This window comes from Halomonas sp. 7T (genome assembly GCF_025643255.1).
Classification (GTDB): Bacteria; Pseudomonadota; Gammaproteobacteria; order Pseudomonadales; family Halomonadaceae; genus Vreelandella.
The window spans coordinates 486,041-502,122 of the sequence record NZ_CP087112.1 but is presented as its reverse complement, the minus strand read 5'-3'; the positions used below and the strand labels follow the sequence as shown (position 1 = coordinate 502,122).

13 protein-coding genes and 1 tRNA gene are annotated in these 16,082 nt (G+C 56.9%); 5 read left to right on the top strand and 9 right to left on the bottom strand.

Annotation, left to right across the window (positions count from 1 at the left end; genetic code table 11):
- Window positions 1-35: 35 nt before the first annotated feature.
- Window positions 36-749, bottom strand: a complete 714-nt coding sequence (locus tag LOS15_RS02345) for a trimeric intracellular cation channel family protein (RefSeq protein WP_263067848.1) — start codon at window positions 747-749, stop codon at window positions 36-38.
- 118 nt (window positions 750-867) lie between these two features.
- Window positions 868-1,293 carry a DUF305 domain-containing protein gene (locus tag LOS15_RS02340; protein ID WP_263067847.1) on the bottom strand — a complete coding sequence of 142 codons (426 nt, stop codon included), beginning with the start codon at window positions 1,291-1,293 and terminating at the stop codon, window positions 868-870.
- A gap of 164 nt (window positions 1,294-1,457) precedes the next feature.
- Between LOS15_RS02340 and LOS15_RS02335 the strand changes: the two genes are divergently transcribed.
- A complete protein-coding gene (locus LOS15_RS02335) occupies window positions 1,458-1,952 on the top strand; it encodes a nodulation efficiency, NfeD-like protein (RefSeq protein WP_263067845.1) in 495 nt (164 codons plus the stop codon).
- 14 nt (window positions 1,953-1,966) lie between these two features.
- Entirely contained in the window at window positions 1,967-3,025 is a 1,059-nt protein-coding gene (locus LOS15_RS02330) for an SPFH domain-containing protein (RefSeq protein ID WP_263069599.1), read from the top strand.
- Between the two features lie 108 nt (window positions 3,026-3,133).
- Here the strand turns inward: LOS15_RS02330 and LOS15_RS02325 are convergent, their stop codons facing one another.
- Entirely contained in the window at window positions 3,134-4,969 is a 1,836-nt protein-coding gene (locus tag LOS15_RS02325) for a putative bifunctional diguanylate cyclase/phosphodiesterase (protein ID WP_263067843.1), read from the bottom strand.
- 563 nt (window positions 4,970-5,532) lie between these two features.
- Between LOS15_RS02325 and LOS15_RS02320 the strand changes: the two genes are divergently transcribed.
- Complete coding sequence (locus LOS15_RS02320) at window positions 5,533-6,252, top strand: Crp/Fnr family transcriptional regulator (RefSeq protein ID WP_263067841.1); 720 nt, start codon at window positions 5,533-5,535, stop codon at window positions 6,250-6,252.
- 489 nt (window positions 6,253-6,741) lie between these two features.
- Here the strand turns inward: LOS15_RS02320 and LOS15_RS02315 are convergent.
- Window positions 6,742-6,818, bottom strand: a tRNA-Ile gene (locus tag LOS15_RS02315).
- Between the two features lie 141 nt (window positions 6,819-6,959).
- Here LOS15_RS02315 and LOS15_RS02310 point away from each other — a divergent pair.
- Window positions 6,960-7,535, top strand: a complete 576-nt coding sequence (locus tag LOS15_RS02310; RefSeq protein ID WP_263067840.1) for a hypothetical protein — start codon at window positions 6,960-6,962, stop codon at window positions 7,533-7,535.
- A gap of 26 nt (window positions 7,536-7,561) precedes the next feature.
- On the opposite strand, the gene LOS15_RS02305 is transcribed toward LOS15_RS02310, so the two are convergent.
- From LOS15_RS02305 to LOS15_RS02285, 5 genes are all read right to left on the bottom strand, one after another.
- A complete protein-coding gene (locus LOS15_RS02305) occupies window positions 7,562-9,337 on the bottom strand; it encodes an ABC transporter ATP-binding protein (protein WP_263069598.1) in 1,776 nt (591 codons plus the stop codon).
- Between the two features lie 112 nt (window positions 9,338-9,449).
- On the bottom strand, window positions 9,450-10,250 hold the full coding sequence (locus tag LOS15_RS02300) for an ABC transporter ATP-binding protein (RefSeq protein ID WP_263067838.1): 801 nt from the start codon (window positions 10,248-10,250) through the stop codon (window positions 9,450-9,452).
- Window positions 10,247-11,377 carry a FecCD family ABC transporter permease gene (locus LOS15_RS02295; protein WP_263067836.1) on the bottom strand — a complete coding sequence of 377 codons (1,131 nt, stop codon included), beginning with the start codon at window positions 11,375-11,377 and terminating at the stop codon, window positions 10,247-10,249. The genes LOS15_RS02300 and LOS15_RS02295 overlap by 4 nt, the downstream gene beginning before the upstream one ends.
- A gap of 24 nt (window positions 11,378-11,401) precedes the next feature.
- Window positions 11,402-12,370, bottom strand: coding sequence for a FecCD family ABC transporter permease (locus LOS15_RS02290; protein ID WP_263069597.1), 969 nt, complete (start codon window positions 12,368-12,370; stop codon window positions 11,402-11,404).
- 74 nt (window positions 12,371-12,444) lie between these two features.
- Window positions 12,445-13,380 carry an ABC transporter substrate-binding protein gene (locus tag LOS15_RS02285; RefSeq protein ID WP_263067835.1) on the bottom strand — a complete coding sequence of 312 codons (936 nt, stop codon included), beginning with the start codon at window positions 13,378-13,380 and terminating at the stop codon, window positions 12,445-12,447.
- Window positions 13,381-13,693: 313 nt separating this feature from the next.
- On the opposite strand from LOS15_RS02285, the gene LOS15_RS02280 reads away from it, so the two are divergent.
- Window positions 13,694-15,907, top strand: a complete 2,214-nt coding sequence (locus tag LOS15_RS02280; protein WP_263067833.1) for a TonB-dependent receptor domain-containing protein — start codon at window positions 13,694-13,696, stop codon at window positions 15,905-15,907.
- Window positions 15,908-16,082 lie beyond the last annotated feature (175 nt).

The following is a 16,082-nucleotide window of genomic DNA, read 5'->3' as shown; positions in this document are numbered from 1 at the left end:
ATCAGAGCGTGGGTGTAGCTTTCAACTACCAACAACTAGCGGCGGGTCCGCTCTCGCCGAATAATGCGCACCCGCTCTTTGGCTTTTTCAGGGGTAGAGAGTGGCGCGGCGGCATCGTTGTTTTTCGGCGGCAGCGTTACCCAAGCAAATACGGGCAGCGCTAAGTGCCAATGAATAGCGGCTAACCGCAGCCCTAACGTCACCATTAGGGAAGCCGCAATGGTGGCAGTAAGCGGCGCGCCAAGCGTATGCAGTGCCACATACACAACTCCTCCCGCCAAGGAGGCGGTGGCATAAATCTCTTCCCGCAGCACCATAGGCACTCGTTGGGCCAGCACATCACGAATCATGCCGCCCGCCACGCCGGTCATCATCCCCATTAGCACCGCCACCACGCCAGGCGCCCCCAACAACAGCGCTTTGTGCGTACCTATCACGGTAAACAGTGCAAGCCCAAAGGCATCCGCAACCGGTAAAAAGCCCCGGGACAAACGGTGGATATAGTGAAACCCAATCAGCGACACGCCTACCGTGGCGAAAACAACCCATAGATAGGTAGGGTCTGTCACCCAAAACACTGGCCGCACGCCGAGTACTAAATCACGCAGGGTGCCGCCACCAATGCCGGTGACCGCGGCTAATACCAGCATGCCGAACGGGTCCATCCGCGAACGGCACGCTAAGATCACCCCGGAAAGGGCAAATACAATCACCCCCGCCATATCCAACCAGTAAATAACACCCGACACGCGGCTCTCCTTTATCACCCTCGTTAGGAGGAAAATAGTTAAGCCGGAAGAATAGCACCCTATCTAGCGTCTTTGTGGGTAGTTGTTGAGGTTACGACGGCAAGCGTTTAGGAGCGGCTTAGTGGCCCTGTTGCGCTAACCATTCACGCAAGAAAGCGATTTCACTCTCTTGGGCGTCGATTATTTCTTGCGCCAGCTGGCGAATATCTTCGTCCTCACCATGCTCAAGAACAATTTCCGCCATGGCGATGGCGCCTTCATGGTGAGGAATCATCCCTTTGGCAAAATCCACATCCGGCTCACCGGTGAATGACATCGACATATCTTCATGCATGCGGTCGTTGGCGGCTTGATACGCGGCTACCGCCGGGTTGCCGCGGTGGTCTTGGCCAGTGCTCTCGTGCTGCCCATGACCGGCATGGCCATTATCGGTGTCGTGGTGATGGGCATAAACAGTGGGAGCGACCAACAGCCCCGCCACTGCACATACGCTTGCCATCATTTTCCAGCGGTTTTGTAAACGCTCAGCCATATTGGAACTCATAACACCTTTCCTTTAAGAAATAGCCTGTAAACAACAGATAACGCTAAGAGAAATAGGCGTTAGCAACCATTAAAGTTTAAAACCTATGGGCTACCCACAGGTCAAGCGGTTCCGAGTGCGTTACTCTGGCGATAGCACCCTTTATAGTTTGCATAGGAGCACACATGGACTGGGACCCTGCTTATAGCTGGTTGGTTGTCGCCCTGCTGCTGAGCTTGGCCGAACTTAGCTCTGGGGCAATGGTGCTGCTTGCACTAGGTATCGCGGCGGCTTTTACCGCCGCCATTGCGGCCCTTGGTTTCACACTACCCTGGCAGTTGGTCAGCATGGCTGTTTTCGCAGGCGTGTTGGTACCGCTCGGTGTGATGGTGATTCGCCCGCGCTTTACTCCCAAGGGCGTGGCTTACGGCACCACCGGCACCGGGGTTGAAAAAGGTAACCTCTACAGAACGCAAAGACGCGATTTTGATAACGCCACGGGTATCAAAGTGAACGGCGATTTTTACCGCATACGCGTCGTAGAAAGCGGTGAAACCGAACTTCCGCCCGAGACGCTTGTAGTGTTCAAACGCTTTGAGGGCACGACGGCCTTAATTATGCTGCCACAGCCAGAAGACTTAACTCGTCAGGATGATCTTTCCCAACGCAAGGAGCCATAAGCATGAATGACCTCATGGACTTATCCATTAGCCCAGGTTTACTGATTAGCCTGATTATTGCCGTCATCGCGATTGTGATTATTTCTAAAGGGCTGGTGATTATCCGCCAATCCGAAGTAATGGTCGTAGAGCGACTCGGCTCGTTTCACCGCGTACTGGAAAGCGGTATCAACATTATCATTCCTTTTATTGAACAACCCCGCGCCATCAAGATGATTCGCTACAAAAAAATGGGCGAAGATTACCAACCCATTATGAACGAAGAGTTCCGCATCGACCGCCGTGAAACGGTGATGGACTTTCCCGGCCAGCCGGTGGTTACCACGGACAACGTAACGGTACGCATCAACGGCGCCCTCTACTACCAGATTATCGACCCCAAGCGGGCCGTGTATGAAGTCGAAAACATGAGCCAAGCGGTGGAAGTCCTCGCCAAAACCACGCTGCGCTCGGTGGTCGGCAAAATGGAGCTGGATAAGCTGTTTGAATCCCGCGCTGAGGTCAACAACGAAATTCAAGCCGCCATGGAAGAGCCAGCCTCCAAATGGGGTGTCAAGATCTCCCGGGTGGAGGTTCAGGATATTGCCATGCCTGACGAGGTGGAGTCGGCCATGCGCCTACAAATGGCCGCCGAGCGTAAGCGCCGCGCGACGGTTACCGAAGCTGAAGGCGAAAAATCAGCCGCCATTGCCATGGCCCAGGGTCAGCGGGAGTCGGCTATCCTTAACGCCCAGGGTGATAAAGAGTCGGCCATTTTACGCGCTCAGAGTGAGCAAGAGTCCATCAAACTGGTACTCAATGCCATCGGCGACAGCGAAGAGAACAAGCGCACCGTCGTAGGTTATCTACTGGGGCAAAGCTACATCAAAGGCTTACCCAATATGGCGAAAGATGGCGAACGCGTGTTTGTGCCTTACGAATCATCAGCGCTGCTTGGCTCAATGGGTATGTTCCGCGAAATGGCGGGTTCACCTGAGGATACGGTTTCCAACCACCTTAAAAACCGCACCAATAACCCAAGCGACGGCGGCTTTCGCAGCGGTATTGTAGGCGGTGCCGCTGGCGGTAATTAGACGCTAAAAGCTGAAGCAACCGTTCATAGTAGAACGCTTAAGCTGGGCCCTAGGTGCCCGGCTTTTTTTATCGCCTACCCCTCTACCTAGCCTAGCCTGGCTTGCCCCCTAGTCCGTAGAGTTGAAACGATCAGAAAGCGGCGCAGCGCCAAGCAATAAGCGAAAATCGTTTGCCGATAGCGGCTTACTGAATAAGAAGCCCTGAGCGCCATCGCACCCATGTAACTTAAGATGTTCAAACTGTGCGGTTGTCTCGACACCCTTGGCAATCACTCGCAGAGATAACTGCTGCCCAAAGCTGATCAGCGCCCTGATAAAATTGGCATTCCCGAGATTATTGAGCATCTCTTGCACAAAGCAGGGGGCGATATTGATGGTATCAAGAGGAAAGCGCTGCAGATGCGTCAGGCTGGTATCCCCGGCCCCGAAGTCATCCATCGCAATCCGGATGCCTAGCGCCCTTAAAGCCGAAAGCGTAGAGATTGTGACATCATTTAGGTGGTGAACAAGGCTGCTGCCAGATACTTCTACTTCTAAAAAATGGGCCTCGACGCCTGTGTTAGCCAATACATCGGCCACATAAGCAGCCAAGCGTTTATCATGTAATTCAATGACCGACATATTCACCGCAATGGGCACGATCTCTCTACCTTCGTCACGCCACGCCTGTAGTTGGCGGCAAGCCTCATGCAGCACCCAATGCCCAATTGGGACAATCAGACCATGGGTTTCCGCAACGGGTAAAAAAGTTGATGGCTGCATAAGCCCCAACGTTGGGTTCCGCCAACGCACTAACGCCTCGGCACACATTAGTTTGCCAGTGGCGAGTTCAACCCTGGGCTGGAAATCGAGAAATAGCGCGCCATCCTTTAAGCCCCGCTGCAGTTGCGACTCAATATGGCTGTGCTGCTCTACCAAATCATTCATGCTAGCGCTAAACAGCCGGTATTGATTGCATCCGCTATTTTTTGCGTGGTACATGGCTGTGTCGGCATTATTCAGCAGCGTGCCGGCATCCATACCGTGGTCGGGATAGAGGCTAATGCCGATACTGGTGGTAATGCGCAGCGCGTGATTACCAACTTGGTGCGGCTCATCCAGCGCGCTAAGAATTTTCTGGGCAAGCGTTATGGCATCCTGGGGCTTTTCAGTTTCACTCTGCAGCACCACAAACTCATCGCCTCCCTGGCGGCATATCGTGTCTGTATCCCGAACACATTGGCTGAGGCGGTAAGCTACCGACTGTAACAAGCGATCCCCCACTCCGTGGCCTAAAGCGTCGTTAATGGGCTTAAACGCGTCAAGATCCAGATACATGAGCGCCACTTGGTGCTGATGGCGCTTTGCTAAACCAATCGCCCGTGAAAGACGCTCTGACAGCAAGATACGGTTAGGCAGGCCGGTAAGCGGGTCATGCTGCGCCTGATAGGCAAGCTTAGACGACTGGATAGGCGACTGGCAGGCATCGTGGAAAACAATCACCGCCCCTTTTATACAGCCGTCTTGGTCATGGATAGGCGCTGCAGAATCTTCAATTTCTAGCTGGCTGCCATCGGGACGAATAAGCAGGCAATCCATCGCCAAACCAACGGTGCGATTCTCTTCCATCGCGCGCTGAGCTGGATTCGTTGCGTTTAAAAGCGTTTTTCCGTCAACCAGCATTAAGACCTGAGCCAATGGTTTACCCAACGCATTGACGCTTGACCACCCCGTCAGGCGCTCAGCCACACGGTTCATATAAGTAACTCGACAGACCAAATCGGTCGTCACTACCGCATCACCGATCGAGTCCAGGGTGACCTGAGCCCACTCCTTTACAGCCTGGAGGGCTGCTTCGGCGTCACGTAATCGTACGTTGATGTGGTGTGCCTTCGCACGCCCCCCACTCTTTTGATGATGACTGCTTTGGCAGATGCCGCTTAATGTGGTTGCTTTTGATTCCACGGGCCTGCTCCTTTTTATAAAAACCAGTACCCCTATCCCTTAAATTCTGAATGCTATTCATGCACTGGCAATAGCAATATTGCGGCCACCGTTTCAACTCTATGAGAGCTATCAGCCCTGTTTCTGTGCGCAAGCGCACATAGAGCGCATTGTTACCTGCATCTCATGACCCCTTTGGTACGAACGAGAAGCAATGAATAGCTAACGAATGATAAAAGGGGGGGCGCTACGTTCCCTGCAGCGCAAAGTGCAACATCCTGTTTGGCATCTCCATTGCCGCACTGAAACTGATACTAGAGGCTAACTCAGCGCCTCACCGTGCGCTGGCGAACATGTAGAAGCACATGATTCGCCACGTCTCTCCTTTAAAAACAGCACATTTTTTATTAGCGCGCTAAAAAACTATGTGTGCTAGCGTGCAGGCATGCTCTTTTGGCCCTCTATACTTAATGGTGGCATACCTATATGGCTTGGGATGGCCCCATAACAATATCAAATCGCCTGATACCGATAGGCGACCGCCGCCAGTACTGTGCGACAGCTCCGAATAACGGGGGTACTTAATGCTTAAAACGCGTAACTTTCAGCAGAACTCGCTGCTTGGCATGCTGCCAGAAGAGGAGCTGAATCGCCTATTGCCGCATTTGGAGAAGATTACCCTGACGTTAGGCCAATCGCTATGCGAATCAGGCCAGCAAATGAGCCACGTCTACTTTCCAATTGATTCCATCGTCTCGCTGCTGTGCGTGATGGAAAATGGAGCCTCAACGGAGATTGCCGTGGTAGGCCATGAAGGGGTCGTCGGTGTTTCGCTATTTATGGGGGGAGAAACGACCCCCAGCCGGGCCATCGTGCAGAGCGCTGGGCAAGCGTATCGACTCAAGGGCCAGCTGCTAAAAAACGAGTTCTACCGCGCTGGGCCGATGCAGCGTTTGCTACTGCGCTACACCCAAGCGCTATTAACGCAGATGGCGCAGACAGCCGTGTGCAACCGCCACCACTGCGTTGACCAGCAACTCTGCCGCTGGCTGCTGCTCAGTCTTGACCGGCTACCGGGAGATAAACTGATCATGACCCAAGAGTTGATCGCCAACATGCTGGGCGTACGTCGTGAAGGAGTGACCGAAGCCGCTGGTAAGCTGCAGAGGGCGGGGCTTATTTCCTATAACCGTGGCCATATCACGGTGACCGATAGGCATGCGCTGGAGGCACGTGTATGCGAATGTTACGCGGTGGTTAAAGCCGAGTATGACCGCCTACTCAATCACCATGAGGTGATGTAATTCGCTAAGCGTATGCTGTAAACCACTACTAGCGCTCGTTCAAGAGGCTGGTACCGCCCTGCGCATTAATGCCACTCAGTTCCAGCAGCTATTAACGGAAAGCCCCGTTCTATATCAACGGCTTAAAAGCTACCTTTATGTTATGATGTATCAATTCGCGAAAGCGGCCGAGCCTAGTTGAAGCCTCCTGCGAGTGTTATATCGAAGATTGCGCGCTGTATACCCGGGTATTAGCGGCATTTTAAATCGGCAATAACCGCTTTAGCTCTCCTTTTCCCTGCCCCCTACCCTTACGACGTTGCTAACAACGCTATCATGTTGAACGGCGATGCATGCCACTATGAATAGCCGAATCATGCACACAACACCCATGCCCCATAACGCAAGCCGTCACGTATGGGCTAAAGCTCTAGTGCGTGGACACTTTGTTGACACTATTAGTAAAAGTACAGCTAGAAAGGAGTAACGCGCGGGGAAATCATTGATAAGTGGTGGGCCCAGTAGGACTTGAACCTACGACCAAGGGATTATGAGTCCCCTGCTCTAACCAACTGAGCTATAGGCCCAAAAAGCGTGCATATAATAGCGAATGTGCTCGGGCGAGGCTACCCCTTAATGGCGTATCTTGTGGTGATAGCGGCACTTTTTTGTTGCACTTATTGAACCCCCTGGGGTCTGCTAGTGAGTTCTTAATGCGGAGACGCGCTTTGAAAGCTTTGATAGTTCTTTTTCCACTGCTGTTGGCGCTGCCGGTGCAGGCGGATTGGCAGCTTGATCCTGGCCAGTCTCGGGTGCAGGCGTTGATTACCCAACTGGATGGTGAGGCCCCGCAAACCCATCACCATCAGGTGAGTAATTTACAGGGTGATATTGCTGCCGATGGCACGCTGCGCCTGCCGCTACGCTTGAGCCAAACCGATCTGCTTAATCGCTTTGGGGAGCTGCCGCCGTGGGTGAGCTTGCTGGCGAATACCACGCTGGTCACGCTGGTGGCGCAAATGCCGCCGGAGCGGTTAGACGGCTTGGATATTGGCGAGTCGATGGTGGAAACCCTCACCTTCCGGGTGCAAACCGACCTGATTAACCAAGAAGAAGCGGTGCCGCTGCGCTTTACCCGCGAAGGGTTAAACGAGGTGCGCGTAACCCACGCCGAACCCATGGCGCTGGATGGCAACGCGCTGATGGCCAACAGCACGGTGCGTACCGTGCTGTCGATGCTGGGCTACCAGCAGATTGATGGGCATGTGCCCGTCACGCTAAATGCGCTGCTGGTAAACCGCTAACGCTTGGCTTAGCCAATGATGAGCGCTTAGTGGCTAAACGCTTCTACATCGCCTGCTTGGGCGGCACCGGTTTGTACTCGCCACTGGGCGGCGTAGTGGCCGTTGGCCTCTAGCAGGCTGGCGTGGGTGCCGCGCTCGGCCACTTGGCCTTTTTCAATCACCACAATCTCGTCGGCGTGCACAATGGTGGAGAGCCGGTGGGCAATCATGATCACCGTGCGGCCGTGGGCGATGCGTTTTAGCGAGCGCTGAATGGCCGCTTCGGTTTCGTTATCTACCGCGCTGGTGGCTTCATCCAGCACTAGAATCGGCGGGTCTTTTAACAGCGCCCGCGCCAGTGAAAGCCGCTGGCGTTGGCCACCGGAAAGGCGCACGCCCCGCTCACCCACCGGTGTATCCAGCCCTTGCGGCAGCGTTTCAATAAAGCTCCAGGCTTCAGCGGTTTTGGCGGCGTCGATAATCGCGGCATCGTCGGCATCCGGCTGGCCGTAGGCAATGTTGTCGCGAATACTGCCTTCAAACAGGTACACGTCCTGGCTGACTAACCCAATGGCTTGGCGAAGTGAGTGCATGCTTACGTCGGTGATAGGCTGCCCGTCTACCAGCACACGCCCGCTGGCGGGGTCGTAAAAACGCAGCAGCAGTTTGATAAGCGTCGACTTACCCGAGCCGGTGGCCCCCACCAGCGCCAGCGTATTGCCCGCGGGCACGTGCAGGTCCACGCCGTTTACGCCTACTTGGCTCGTCTCATACTGGAAACTCACCGCCTCGAAACGCACCTCGCCTTTCACGGGGGCCGCCAATGGCGTGGTGCTGTCGTCCTTCACGGTAATCGGCACTTCGAGCAAATCCAGAATCCGCTTGGTGCTGGCCATGGCGCGCTCAAACAGGTCGATCACCTGAGCAAGGCCTGTAAGCGGCCACAGCAGGCGCTGGGTCAGGAACACCAGCACGCCGTAAGCGCCCACGTTGAGGCTGCCGTTCAGCGCCATCATGCCGCCGACGGTAAAGGTGGCAAGAAAGCCCGCCAGAATCGCCATGCGAATCACCGGAATAAACGCAGAGCTGACTTTAATCGCACGACGGTTGGCTTCTACGTAGGCTTCGCTGGCATCCCGCAGCCGCTCGGCTTCCCGCGCTTCGCTGGTGAAGCTTTTAATGGTGGCAATGCCGCTGAGGTTGTTAGAAAGACGGCTGGCAAGATCGCCCACTTTTTCGCGCACGTCGCTGTACAGCGGCCCGGCTTTGCGCTGGAAAAAGAACGCGCCCCAAATAATCAGCGGAATCGGCGTAAACGCCAGCAGCGCGATGAGCGGCGAGAGCACGAAGAACACCGCGCCTACGGCCACTACCGTAACCACCACTTGAATCAACGCGTTGGCACCGCCGTCCAGAAAGCGCTCTAGCTGGTTGACGTCGTCGTTCATGGTGGCCACGAGTTGACCAGAGCTTTTCGATTCGAAAAACGCCATATCAAGGCGCTGGGCGTGCTCGTAGGTGTCTTGGCGCATATCCGCCTGTAGCCGCTGGGCCAAGTTGCGCCAGAGGATTTGGAACAGGTACTCAAACAGCGACTCCCCCGCCCAAATAAAGAAGGTGAGCAACGCCAAGATGGTGATCTGCTCCTGGGGGGATTCAAACCCTAGCCGCGCCACAAAGCTGTTTTCCTGGTTCACCACCACGTCGATGGCCACGCCAATCAGGATTTCCGGGGCGATATCAAACAGCTTGTTGATAATTGAGCACATCGTGGCGGTGATAATTTGCCGCCGATAGCCTTTGGCGTAGCGCAGCAGGCGCATTAAGGCGTGGAAGCTTTGATTGACGGACGCTTTGTCGGCGCGGGTCGGGGAAGAAGCCACATCGATTCCTTTTACGTTGTTATCTAGCGTTGTTATCGAGCATTAGCCGCCATTAAGCGGGCTGTGCCACCCGGCGCACGTTGGCCAGTAAGGGGCTTCCCGTATCGGGGTCGAGCAGCAGCGTACACTCCACCTGATACAGCTCCCGCACCAGCGCGGGCGTCACCACGTCAGCGGGCGCGCCCTGGGCAATAATCTGCCCATCGCGCATGGCAATCAGATGGTCGGCGTAGCGGCAGGCGCTGGCTAGGTCGTGTAGCACCATTACCACCGTGCGGCCGTGGCAGGCCAAGTCGCGCACCAGTTCGAACACCTCAATTTGATGGCCTAAGTCTAACGCGGAGGTGGGCTCGTCGAGTAGCAAAAGCGGCGTTTGCTGAGCGATGGTCATGGCGATCCAAGCACGCTGTCGCTGGCCGCCGGAGAGCGCCTCTAGCGGCCGGTCGGCCAGTGCTTCCAGCCCAGCGGCGGCCAGGGCATACATTACCACCTGTTGATCTTCCGACGACCACTGGCGCAGCCAGCCCTGGTGAGGCTGGCGGCCAAAGCGAATCAGCTCGGTAACGGTCAGCCCTTCCGGGGCGACCGCCTCTTGGGGCAGCAGCGCCAGCTTGGTGGCAAGCTTGCGGGCAGGCATTTGGGCGATGTCGTGGCCATTGAGCAGCACAGCTCCGCTGTCGGGGGTGTGCAGGCGGGCAAGCCCGGAAAGCAGCGTGGATTTACCGCAGCCGTTGGGGCCAACGATGGCGGTCACCTGTCCGCTGGGCAGGCTTACCCCCAGCTCGCGAATCACTTGGCGATGGCCGTAGCTCATGCTGAGCGCATCGGTGGAAAGCGTGGGTAATATGTTCATGGGCGGCTCCGTTGCGGGCGCATTAATAGCCAGAGTAGCCAGGGGCCACCTACCACGGCGGTCACAATCCCTACGGGGATCTCGATGGGGGCAAACAGCGTGCGGCCCGCTAAATCCGCCAGCACCATCACTAACGCCCCCGCCAGCGTGGCGGCCAGAATGGGAACATGGCGGGCGCTAGAGAGCGAGCGGGCAATTTCAGGGCCAATCAGCGCTACCAACCCAACCGGCCCCGCCACGGCAACGGCCAGCGCGGTGAGTACTACTGACAGTAACAGCACCTGAAGCCGCCGCGCTTTCACCGCGGTGCCCAAGCCACTGGCGATGGCATCCTTAAAGCGCAGCAGCGTGAGCGAGCGGGCCAGCGCCAGCGAGGCCACCAGCCCAAGCGCCAAGCCAATACCCAGTAGCCGTACTGCGCTTGCCGGGCGGGCATTGAGGGAACCAACGGTCCAGGGGTAGGCAGCGTTGGCGGTATCAATCGCTACCCGCGCCAGCATTAGCTGCGTCACCGCGCCAAATACGGCGCCCACCCCGATGCCCGCCACAATAAAACGATAGCCCTGGGTGCCGCTGCCTGCGGCTAGGCCAAAGGTGAGCACGGCGGCGGTAGTCGCGCCTGCCAGCGCCATGGCAGGCGGGGCAATCCCTACGCCTAACCCAACAATCGAGGCAACCGCAAAGGCGGTGGCACCGTTATCAATCCCGATAATGCCAGGCGTCGCCAAACGGTTGCGGGCCAGGGTTTGCATCAGTACCCCGGCCAGCGCAAAGGCGGCCCCGGTGAAGCAGGCGGCGATGAGGCGCGGCAGGCGCAGCTGCTGCACCATAAACGTCGTTATGCTATCGCCCTGCCCCACTAGAGAAGCCACCACCGCACTCGGAGAAAGCGTCACGCTCCCCAGGCTTAAATAGAGCACGCAGGCGGCCAGCAGCGCGGCGCTAAGCCCCATGTTCACCGCCACGGCGCGCTTTTCCAACAGCACGCTCACCCCATAGCGGGGCAGCGCGGCACGCCAGTAGCCCTGCGGGGCAGCCACCGCCTGGGCACTCGTGCTTTCATGATAAGCCGTGGAGGTGTGGGGCAGCGCCACACCACTGAGCAACTGTTTTGCCGTTATTTTCATAGCATCAGATAACCAAAAGGAGCGTTAGAGCATGGGCAGGCGTTTGGCCCGCACCACCGCGATCAGCACCGGCGCGCCGCAGAGCGCGGTGAGCACGCCTAACGGCAGCTCGGAAGGGGCAACTACAACGCGGGAGATAATATCGGCGGTTAACACAATCAGCGGGCCAATGGGTAGGCAGAACCAGAGCGTGCGGCGAATATCCGGCCCGGCGATAGCCCTGGCCACAAACGGCACCACGAGCCCGACAAAAGCAATTGGCCCAGCAATGGCGGTGGCTGCGCCAACTAATAGCGCCACACAGCCAACGGCCAGCCAGCGAATCAGCCCAGGGCGGTGCCCTAAACCGCTCGCGGCCCTTTCCCCCAGTGCCAGCGCGGCCAGCGGCCGGGCAATCACTACAACGCCTGCCCCCGCGACCAGCAGGCTCGGCAGTACCGCCCATAAATCGTCTAGCCGCCTACCGGCCAAGCTGCCCACCACCCAAAAGCGAATTTCATCGGCGGCGCGCTGGTCGTAGAGCAGCATCAGGGCGCTCAGCGAACCCAGCAGCCCAGAGAAGGCGGCACCGGCCAGCACCAAGCGCACCGGGTCGTTCCCTACGCCGCGCAGCCGCGCCACGCTGAGGACACACACGCAGCCGATGAGCGCTCCTAACTGGGCCACGGGAATACGTAGGGTGGCGGCGCTGGCGCCTAACACCAGCGCCAGGGAAACGGCAAACGCAGCGCCTGCGCTCACGCCCAACAACCCTGGCTCGGCCAGCGGATTGCGTGAAACCGCTTGCAGCAGCGCCCCGGCCACGCCCAGCGCCACGCCTACCGCAATACCTATCAGCGTGCGCGGTGCACGCAGCTCCCACACGATAAAACGCGCTTCCGCATGATCGCTTCCGCTTAAAAGCCCCAGCACTTGGCGTGGGCCAACGCTGCCTGCGCCAATCAACAAACTAACGACGCTCACCGCCACAAGGGCGGTGAGCAGAAGGAACATCCAGGTGCGTGGTGAGCAGCGCCTACCACTCGCATTGTTAGTAATAGCGTTAGCAAAGGAGTTCACGGCATCGTTCACGGCAATAAGGCTTTCTCGATGTCATCTAGAATCGCTTGGGCAGCCAGCGGGCCGTTGGCGCTGCTCCAGAGCTGGCCGTTCACCGGCACCACTCGCTCGCTCTGCACCACGTTCAAACGGTTGAAGGCAGCGCTCTGTTTAGCGCTATCAAGTGCCGCTTGGCCGTCATCGTTTAACGTGGCTAAGAACAGCCAGTCGCCGTCTACTTGAGACAGGTTTTCAAGGCTTAATACGTCACTGTGCACGCCCCGCTCGCCAATCAGCTCGCCGCCTTGAACATCGAGGCCCACGCGCTCTAACAGGCCGGTGGCAATCAGGTTTTCCGACATCACCATGGGGCCGCCGGGCATCCAACGCACCAGATAGGCGTTGTCGCCTATCTGTGCCTCGGCCACCGCGTCCGCCATGGCGTCTACCCGCTGATCAACGGCGCTAATGGCTTCTTCGATGGCCTCTTCACGGTTCAAAGCCTGGCCGAAAAGGCGCGCCTCGGCTTCCCAGTTGTCGGCGGCGAGCGGCTGCGTGTGGGGCACCACGGTGGGGGCGATTTGCGATAGCAGTTGGTACTGCGCGTCAGGCAGTTGCGGGGCGGCCAAAATCAGATCCGGCTGCTGGGCCAGCACGGCTTCAATGTTGATTTCACGCACTACGCCCACGATCTCTGGACGCGCACTACCGTGTGCTTCGATGTAGTCGTTCACATACGCCGCCACATTATCGCCGCCACGGGTGGTCACTGCGCCTAGCGGATAAATACCCGCCGCCAGTGCAGCATCCAGCGCGCCTTCATAGAGCGTCACCACACGCTCGGGGGCATCCGCCACCTCGACGTCACCATAAGCGGTCTCCAGCGTGCGCGCCTGGGCGGTGCCCACCAGCAAGCTGCTTATCAGCACCCCGAGTAAACCGCGCTTTAGTAACGTGTGTCGCATGTGACTCTCCCAGTGAAATGCCCAGTGAAATGCTTTGTTTTAACAAACAACTCACCAATAATAACGATTCTCAAAAGCACTTGCACTTCTATTCCAACGAATAGCGTGTTGCCGTTTCTGCAACCCTGGCCTTCGGCACTTTCTCAGCAGGGTAAAACGCTGAGGGCATTGCGCCTTGAAGCACCCTGTTCCATTAAACGCAACGCAATGTTCGATGAAACAACCTCGCAAGTGGGAACTTTTCTTCTTAGAATCTACGACTCATTTGATAATCAATTTCATTAGTAAATAATACTCATATCAGGGGATCGCCATGCCACGCTTTACTCGCACCGCCCTCGTAAGCGCCATCGCGCTCAGCGTTACTGCGACGGCTCATGCCCAAGAGGCCACTCAGAACAGCACTCAGCTTAACAACATGGTGGTCACCGCCGCCGGTTATGAGCAAACGCTGAACAACGCCCCTGCGAGTATTGCCGTAGTCACCCGTGAAGAGCTGGAGCAAAAACAGTTCGCAAACATTGCTGAGGCAATTGCCGACGTGCCAGGCGTCGACGTTCGTGCGGGTACTGGCAAAACCGGTGGTTTGAATATCTCTATCCGTGGCATGCCCAGCGACTACACGCTGATTCTTATCAATGGGCGTCGCCAGAACACGTCGGGTAGCGTCACACCGAACGGCTTTGGTGAAACGTCCACCAGTTTTATACCGCCCCTCTCTACCATTGAACGTATTGAGGTCATTCGTGGCCCGATGTCGACACTGTATGGTTCTGACGCCATGGGCGGGGTCGTTAACATCATCACTCGCCGCATTGGCGACGACTGGGCAGGCTCGGTGAGTGTTGAAAACACCTTCCAGGAAGATCGCAATGCGGGCAACAGCTCGGCGATTAACCTCTACAGCGCAGGGCCGCTGGTGGAAGACACGGTGGGCTTACAGGTGCGAGGCCGCCTGTTTGACCGCGATAGCTCAGACCGTATGGTTGAAAACAGCGCCGGCCGCGATCCGCGCCCTGTAGAAGCACGTATTTACTCCATCGGTGGGCGTTTAAACGTCACCCCGGATGAGGCGAACGAGTTCTGGCTGGATGCCGAACGCGCCCGTCAGGTGTACTCCAATGACGATAACCGCTTGGGCACCCAAGACGGTACCAACCGCGCGGGCCAACCCTCTCCCGGCACGGTGAACGGCTATAAAGACGAGCTGCGTTTTAATCGCGACCAAATCGCCATTGGCCACACCGGCCACTATAGCGCAGGCACCTGGGAAAGCAGCATTACCCGCAACGTCACTGAGACCCTAGGCCGCACCCTGCCAGCGGGCAGTGCGCCTGAATATGGTTACGAGGCCCAAGGGGGCGAAGATCGCCTGCTGGAAAACCGCGACATTATCGTCGACACCAAGTTTGTCGCCCCCATTGGCGATCATATTGCAACCATTGGCGGTCAGTACATTGATGCTGAATTAGAAGATGGCGCTGCAGGCAACCAGCCGTTTGAACAAACTAGCTGGGCGCTGTTTGCCGAAGATGAGTGGCTGTTGCGCGACGACCTGGCGCTAACACTCGGTGGCCGATATGAACACCACGATGCCTTTGGCGGCCACTTTAGTCCACGCGGCTATTTAGTGTGGAACACCACACCTAACTGGACGCTGAAAGGCGGCGTAAGCCGTGGCTATAAGACGCCGTCGCTTAATGACCTGCATGATGGCGTAACCGGTTTCACCGCCCAGGGGCGCACCGTGACACTTGGCTCGCCGACGCTAGAGCCAGAAAAAAGCACCAACTACGAAATTGGCGCCATTTACGACAATCAAAACGGCTTCTCTACCGGAGCTACCGTTTTCTATAACAAGTTTACCGACCGCATTGCCGATGCGGCAGACATTCCTAACTGCCAATTCGTGGACAGCAACGGCAATACGCCGAACGCCGGGCTGGCGAACTGCCTGAGCGTTGGTAACTTCACCCAGCAGGAGAGCTTTGGCCAGCTGACCAATATCGACGAAGCCGAAACCCGTGGTGTTGAGCTGAATGCCAGCTACCAAATTGCCCCGGCGTGGCGTATCAGCGGTGGCTACACCTTCACCGATTCAGAAATCACCTCGGGAAATAATGAAGGCCAGGTGCTGACCAACACGCCTGACCACAAGCTGACCGCCGATCTGACCTGGGCGATCAACGATCGCTGGAGCACCACGCTGGAAGGTGAGTACTACTCTTCCCGCGAGCGTTTCGTTGGTGATATCAGCGGTGAATCTGCCTCCTTGGTGGAACAGCTGGGCAACAAGCTGGATGGTTACGAGCTGTTTAACCTGCGCAGCTCCTACCGCTTCAGCGACAACGTGCGCCTGACCGGCACCATCTACAACCTGTTCGATAAAGATTTTACGGGTTCAGATACCTTCGAGCATAACGGCGAAACTCTACGCGCTTATCGCTTTACGCAAACAGGCCGTGCCACCGACGGTATTGCCCTAGATGGCCGCAGTTTCTGGGTCTCCGCCACTTACGAATTCTAACGTTTGAGGTTTCTTACTGCTTCAATGCTGACTTGATGCCCCGGCCCTGTGCCGGGGCTTTTTTATAAAGCGTCTCGTTGCCACACATCCGCCACAGTAGCTTCCCGCTATGGTAGCGATTCATGCTTTTAATCTATTTCAACGCATACGCTTAGGTAGTATGAGCAAGACGCAC

Excerpts from the sequence above, each read along its gene's own strand:
- LOS15_RS02285 (WP_263067835.1), bottom strand. The coding sequence starts at position 13,380 with ATGCGACACACGTTACTAAAGCGCGGTTTACTCGGGGTGCTGATAAGC.
- LOS15_RS02330 (WP_263069599.1), top strand. The coding sequence starts at position 1,967 with ATGGACTTATCCATTAGCCCAGGTTTACTGATTAGCCTGATTATTGCC.
- LOS15_RS02320 (WP_263067841.1), top strand. The coding sequence starts at position 5,533 with ATGCTTAAAACGCGTAACTTTCAGCAGAACTCGCTGCTTGGCATGCTG.
- LOS15_RS02290 (WP_263069597.1), bottom strand. The coding sequence starts at position 12,370 with ATGTTCCTTCTGCTCACCGCCCTTGTGGCGGTGAGCGTCGTTAGTTTG.
- LOS15_RS02305 (WP_263069598.1), bottom strand. The coding sequence starts at position 9,337 with ATGCGCCTGCTGCGCTACGCCAAAGGCTATCGGCGGCAAATTATCACC.
- LOS15_RS02280 (WP_263067833.1), top strand. The coding sequence starts at position 13,694 with ATGCCACGCTTTACTCGCACCGCCCTCGTAAGCGCCATCGCGCTCAGC.
- LOS15_RS02300 (WP_263067838.1), bottom strand. The coding sequence starts at position 10,250 with ATGAACATATTACCCACGCTTTCCACCGATGCGCTCAGCATGAGCTAC.
- LOS15_RS02295 (WP_263067836.1), bottom strand. The coding sequence starts at position 11,377 with ATGAAAATAACGGCAAAACAGTTGCTCAGTGGTGTGGCGCTGCCCCAC.
- LOS15_RS02340 (WP_263067847.1), bottom strand. The coding sequence starts at position 1,293 with ATGAGTTCCAATATGGCTGAGCGTTTACAAAACCGCTGGAAAATGATG.
- LOS15_RS02335 (WP_263067845.1), top strand. The coding sequence starts at position 1,458 with ATGGACTGGGACCCTGCTTATAGCTGGTTGGTTGTCGCCCTGCTGCTG.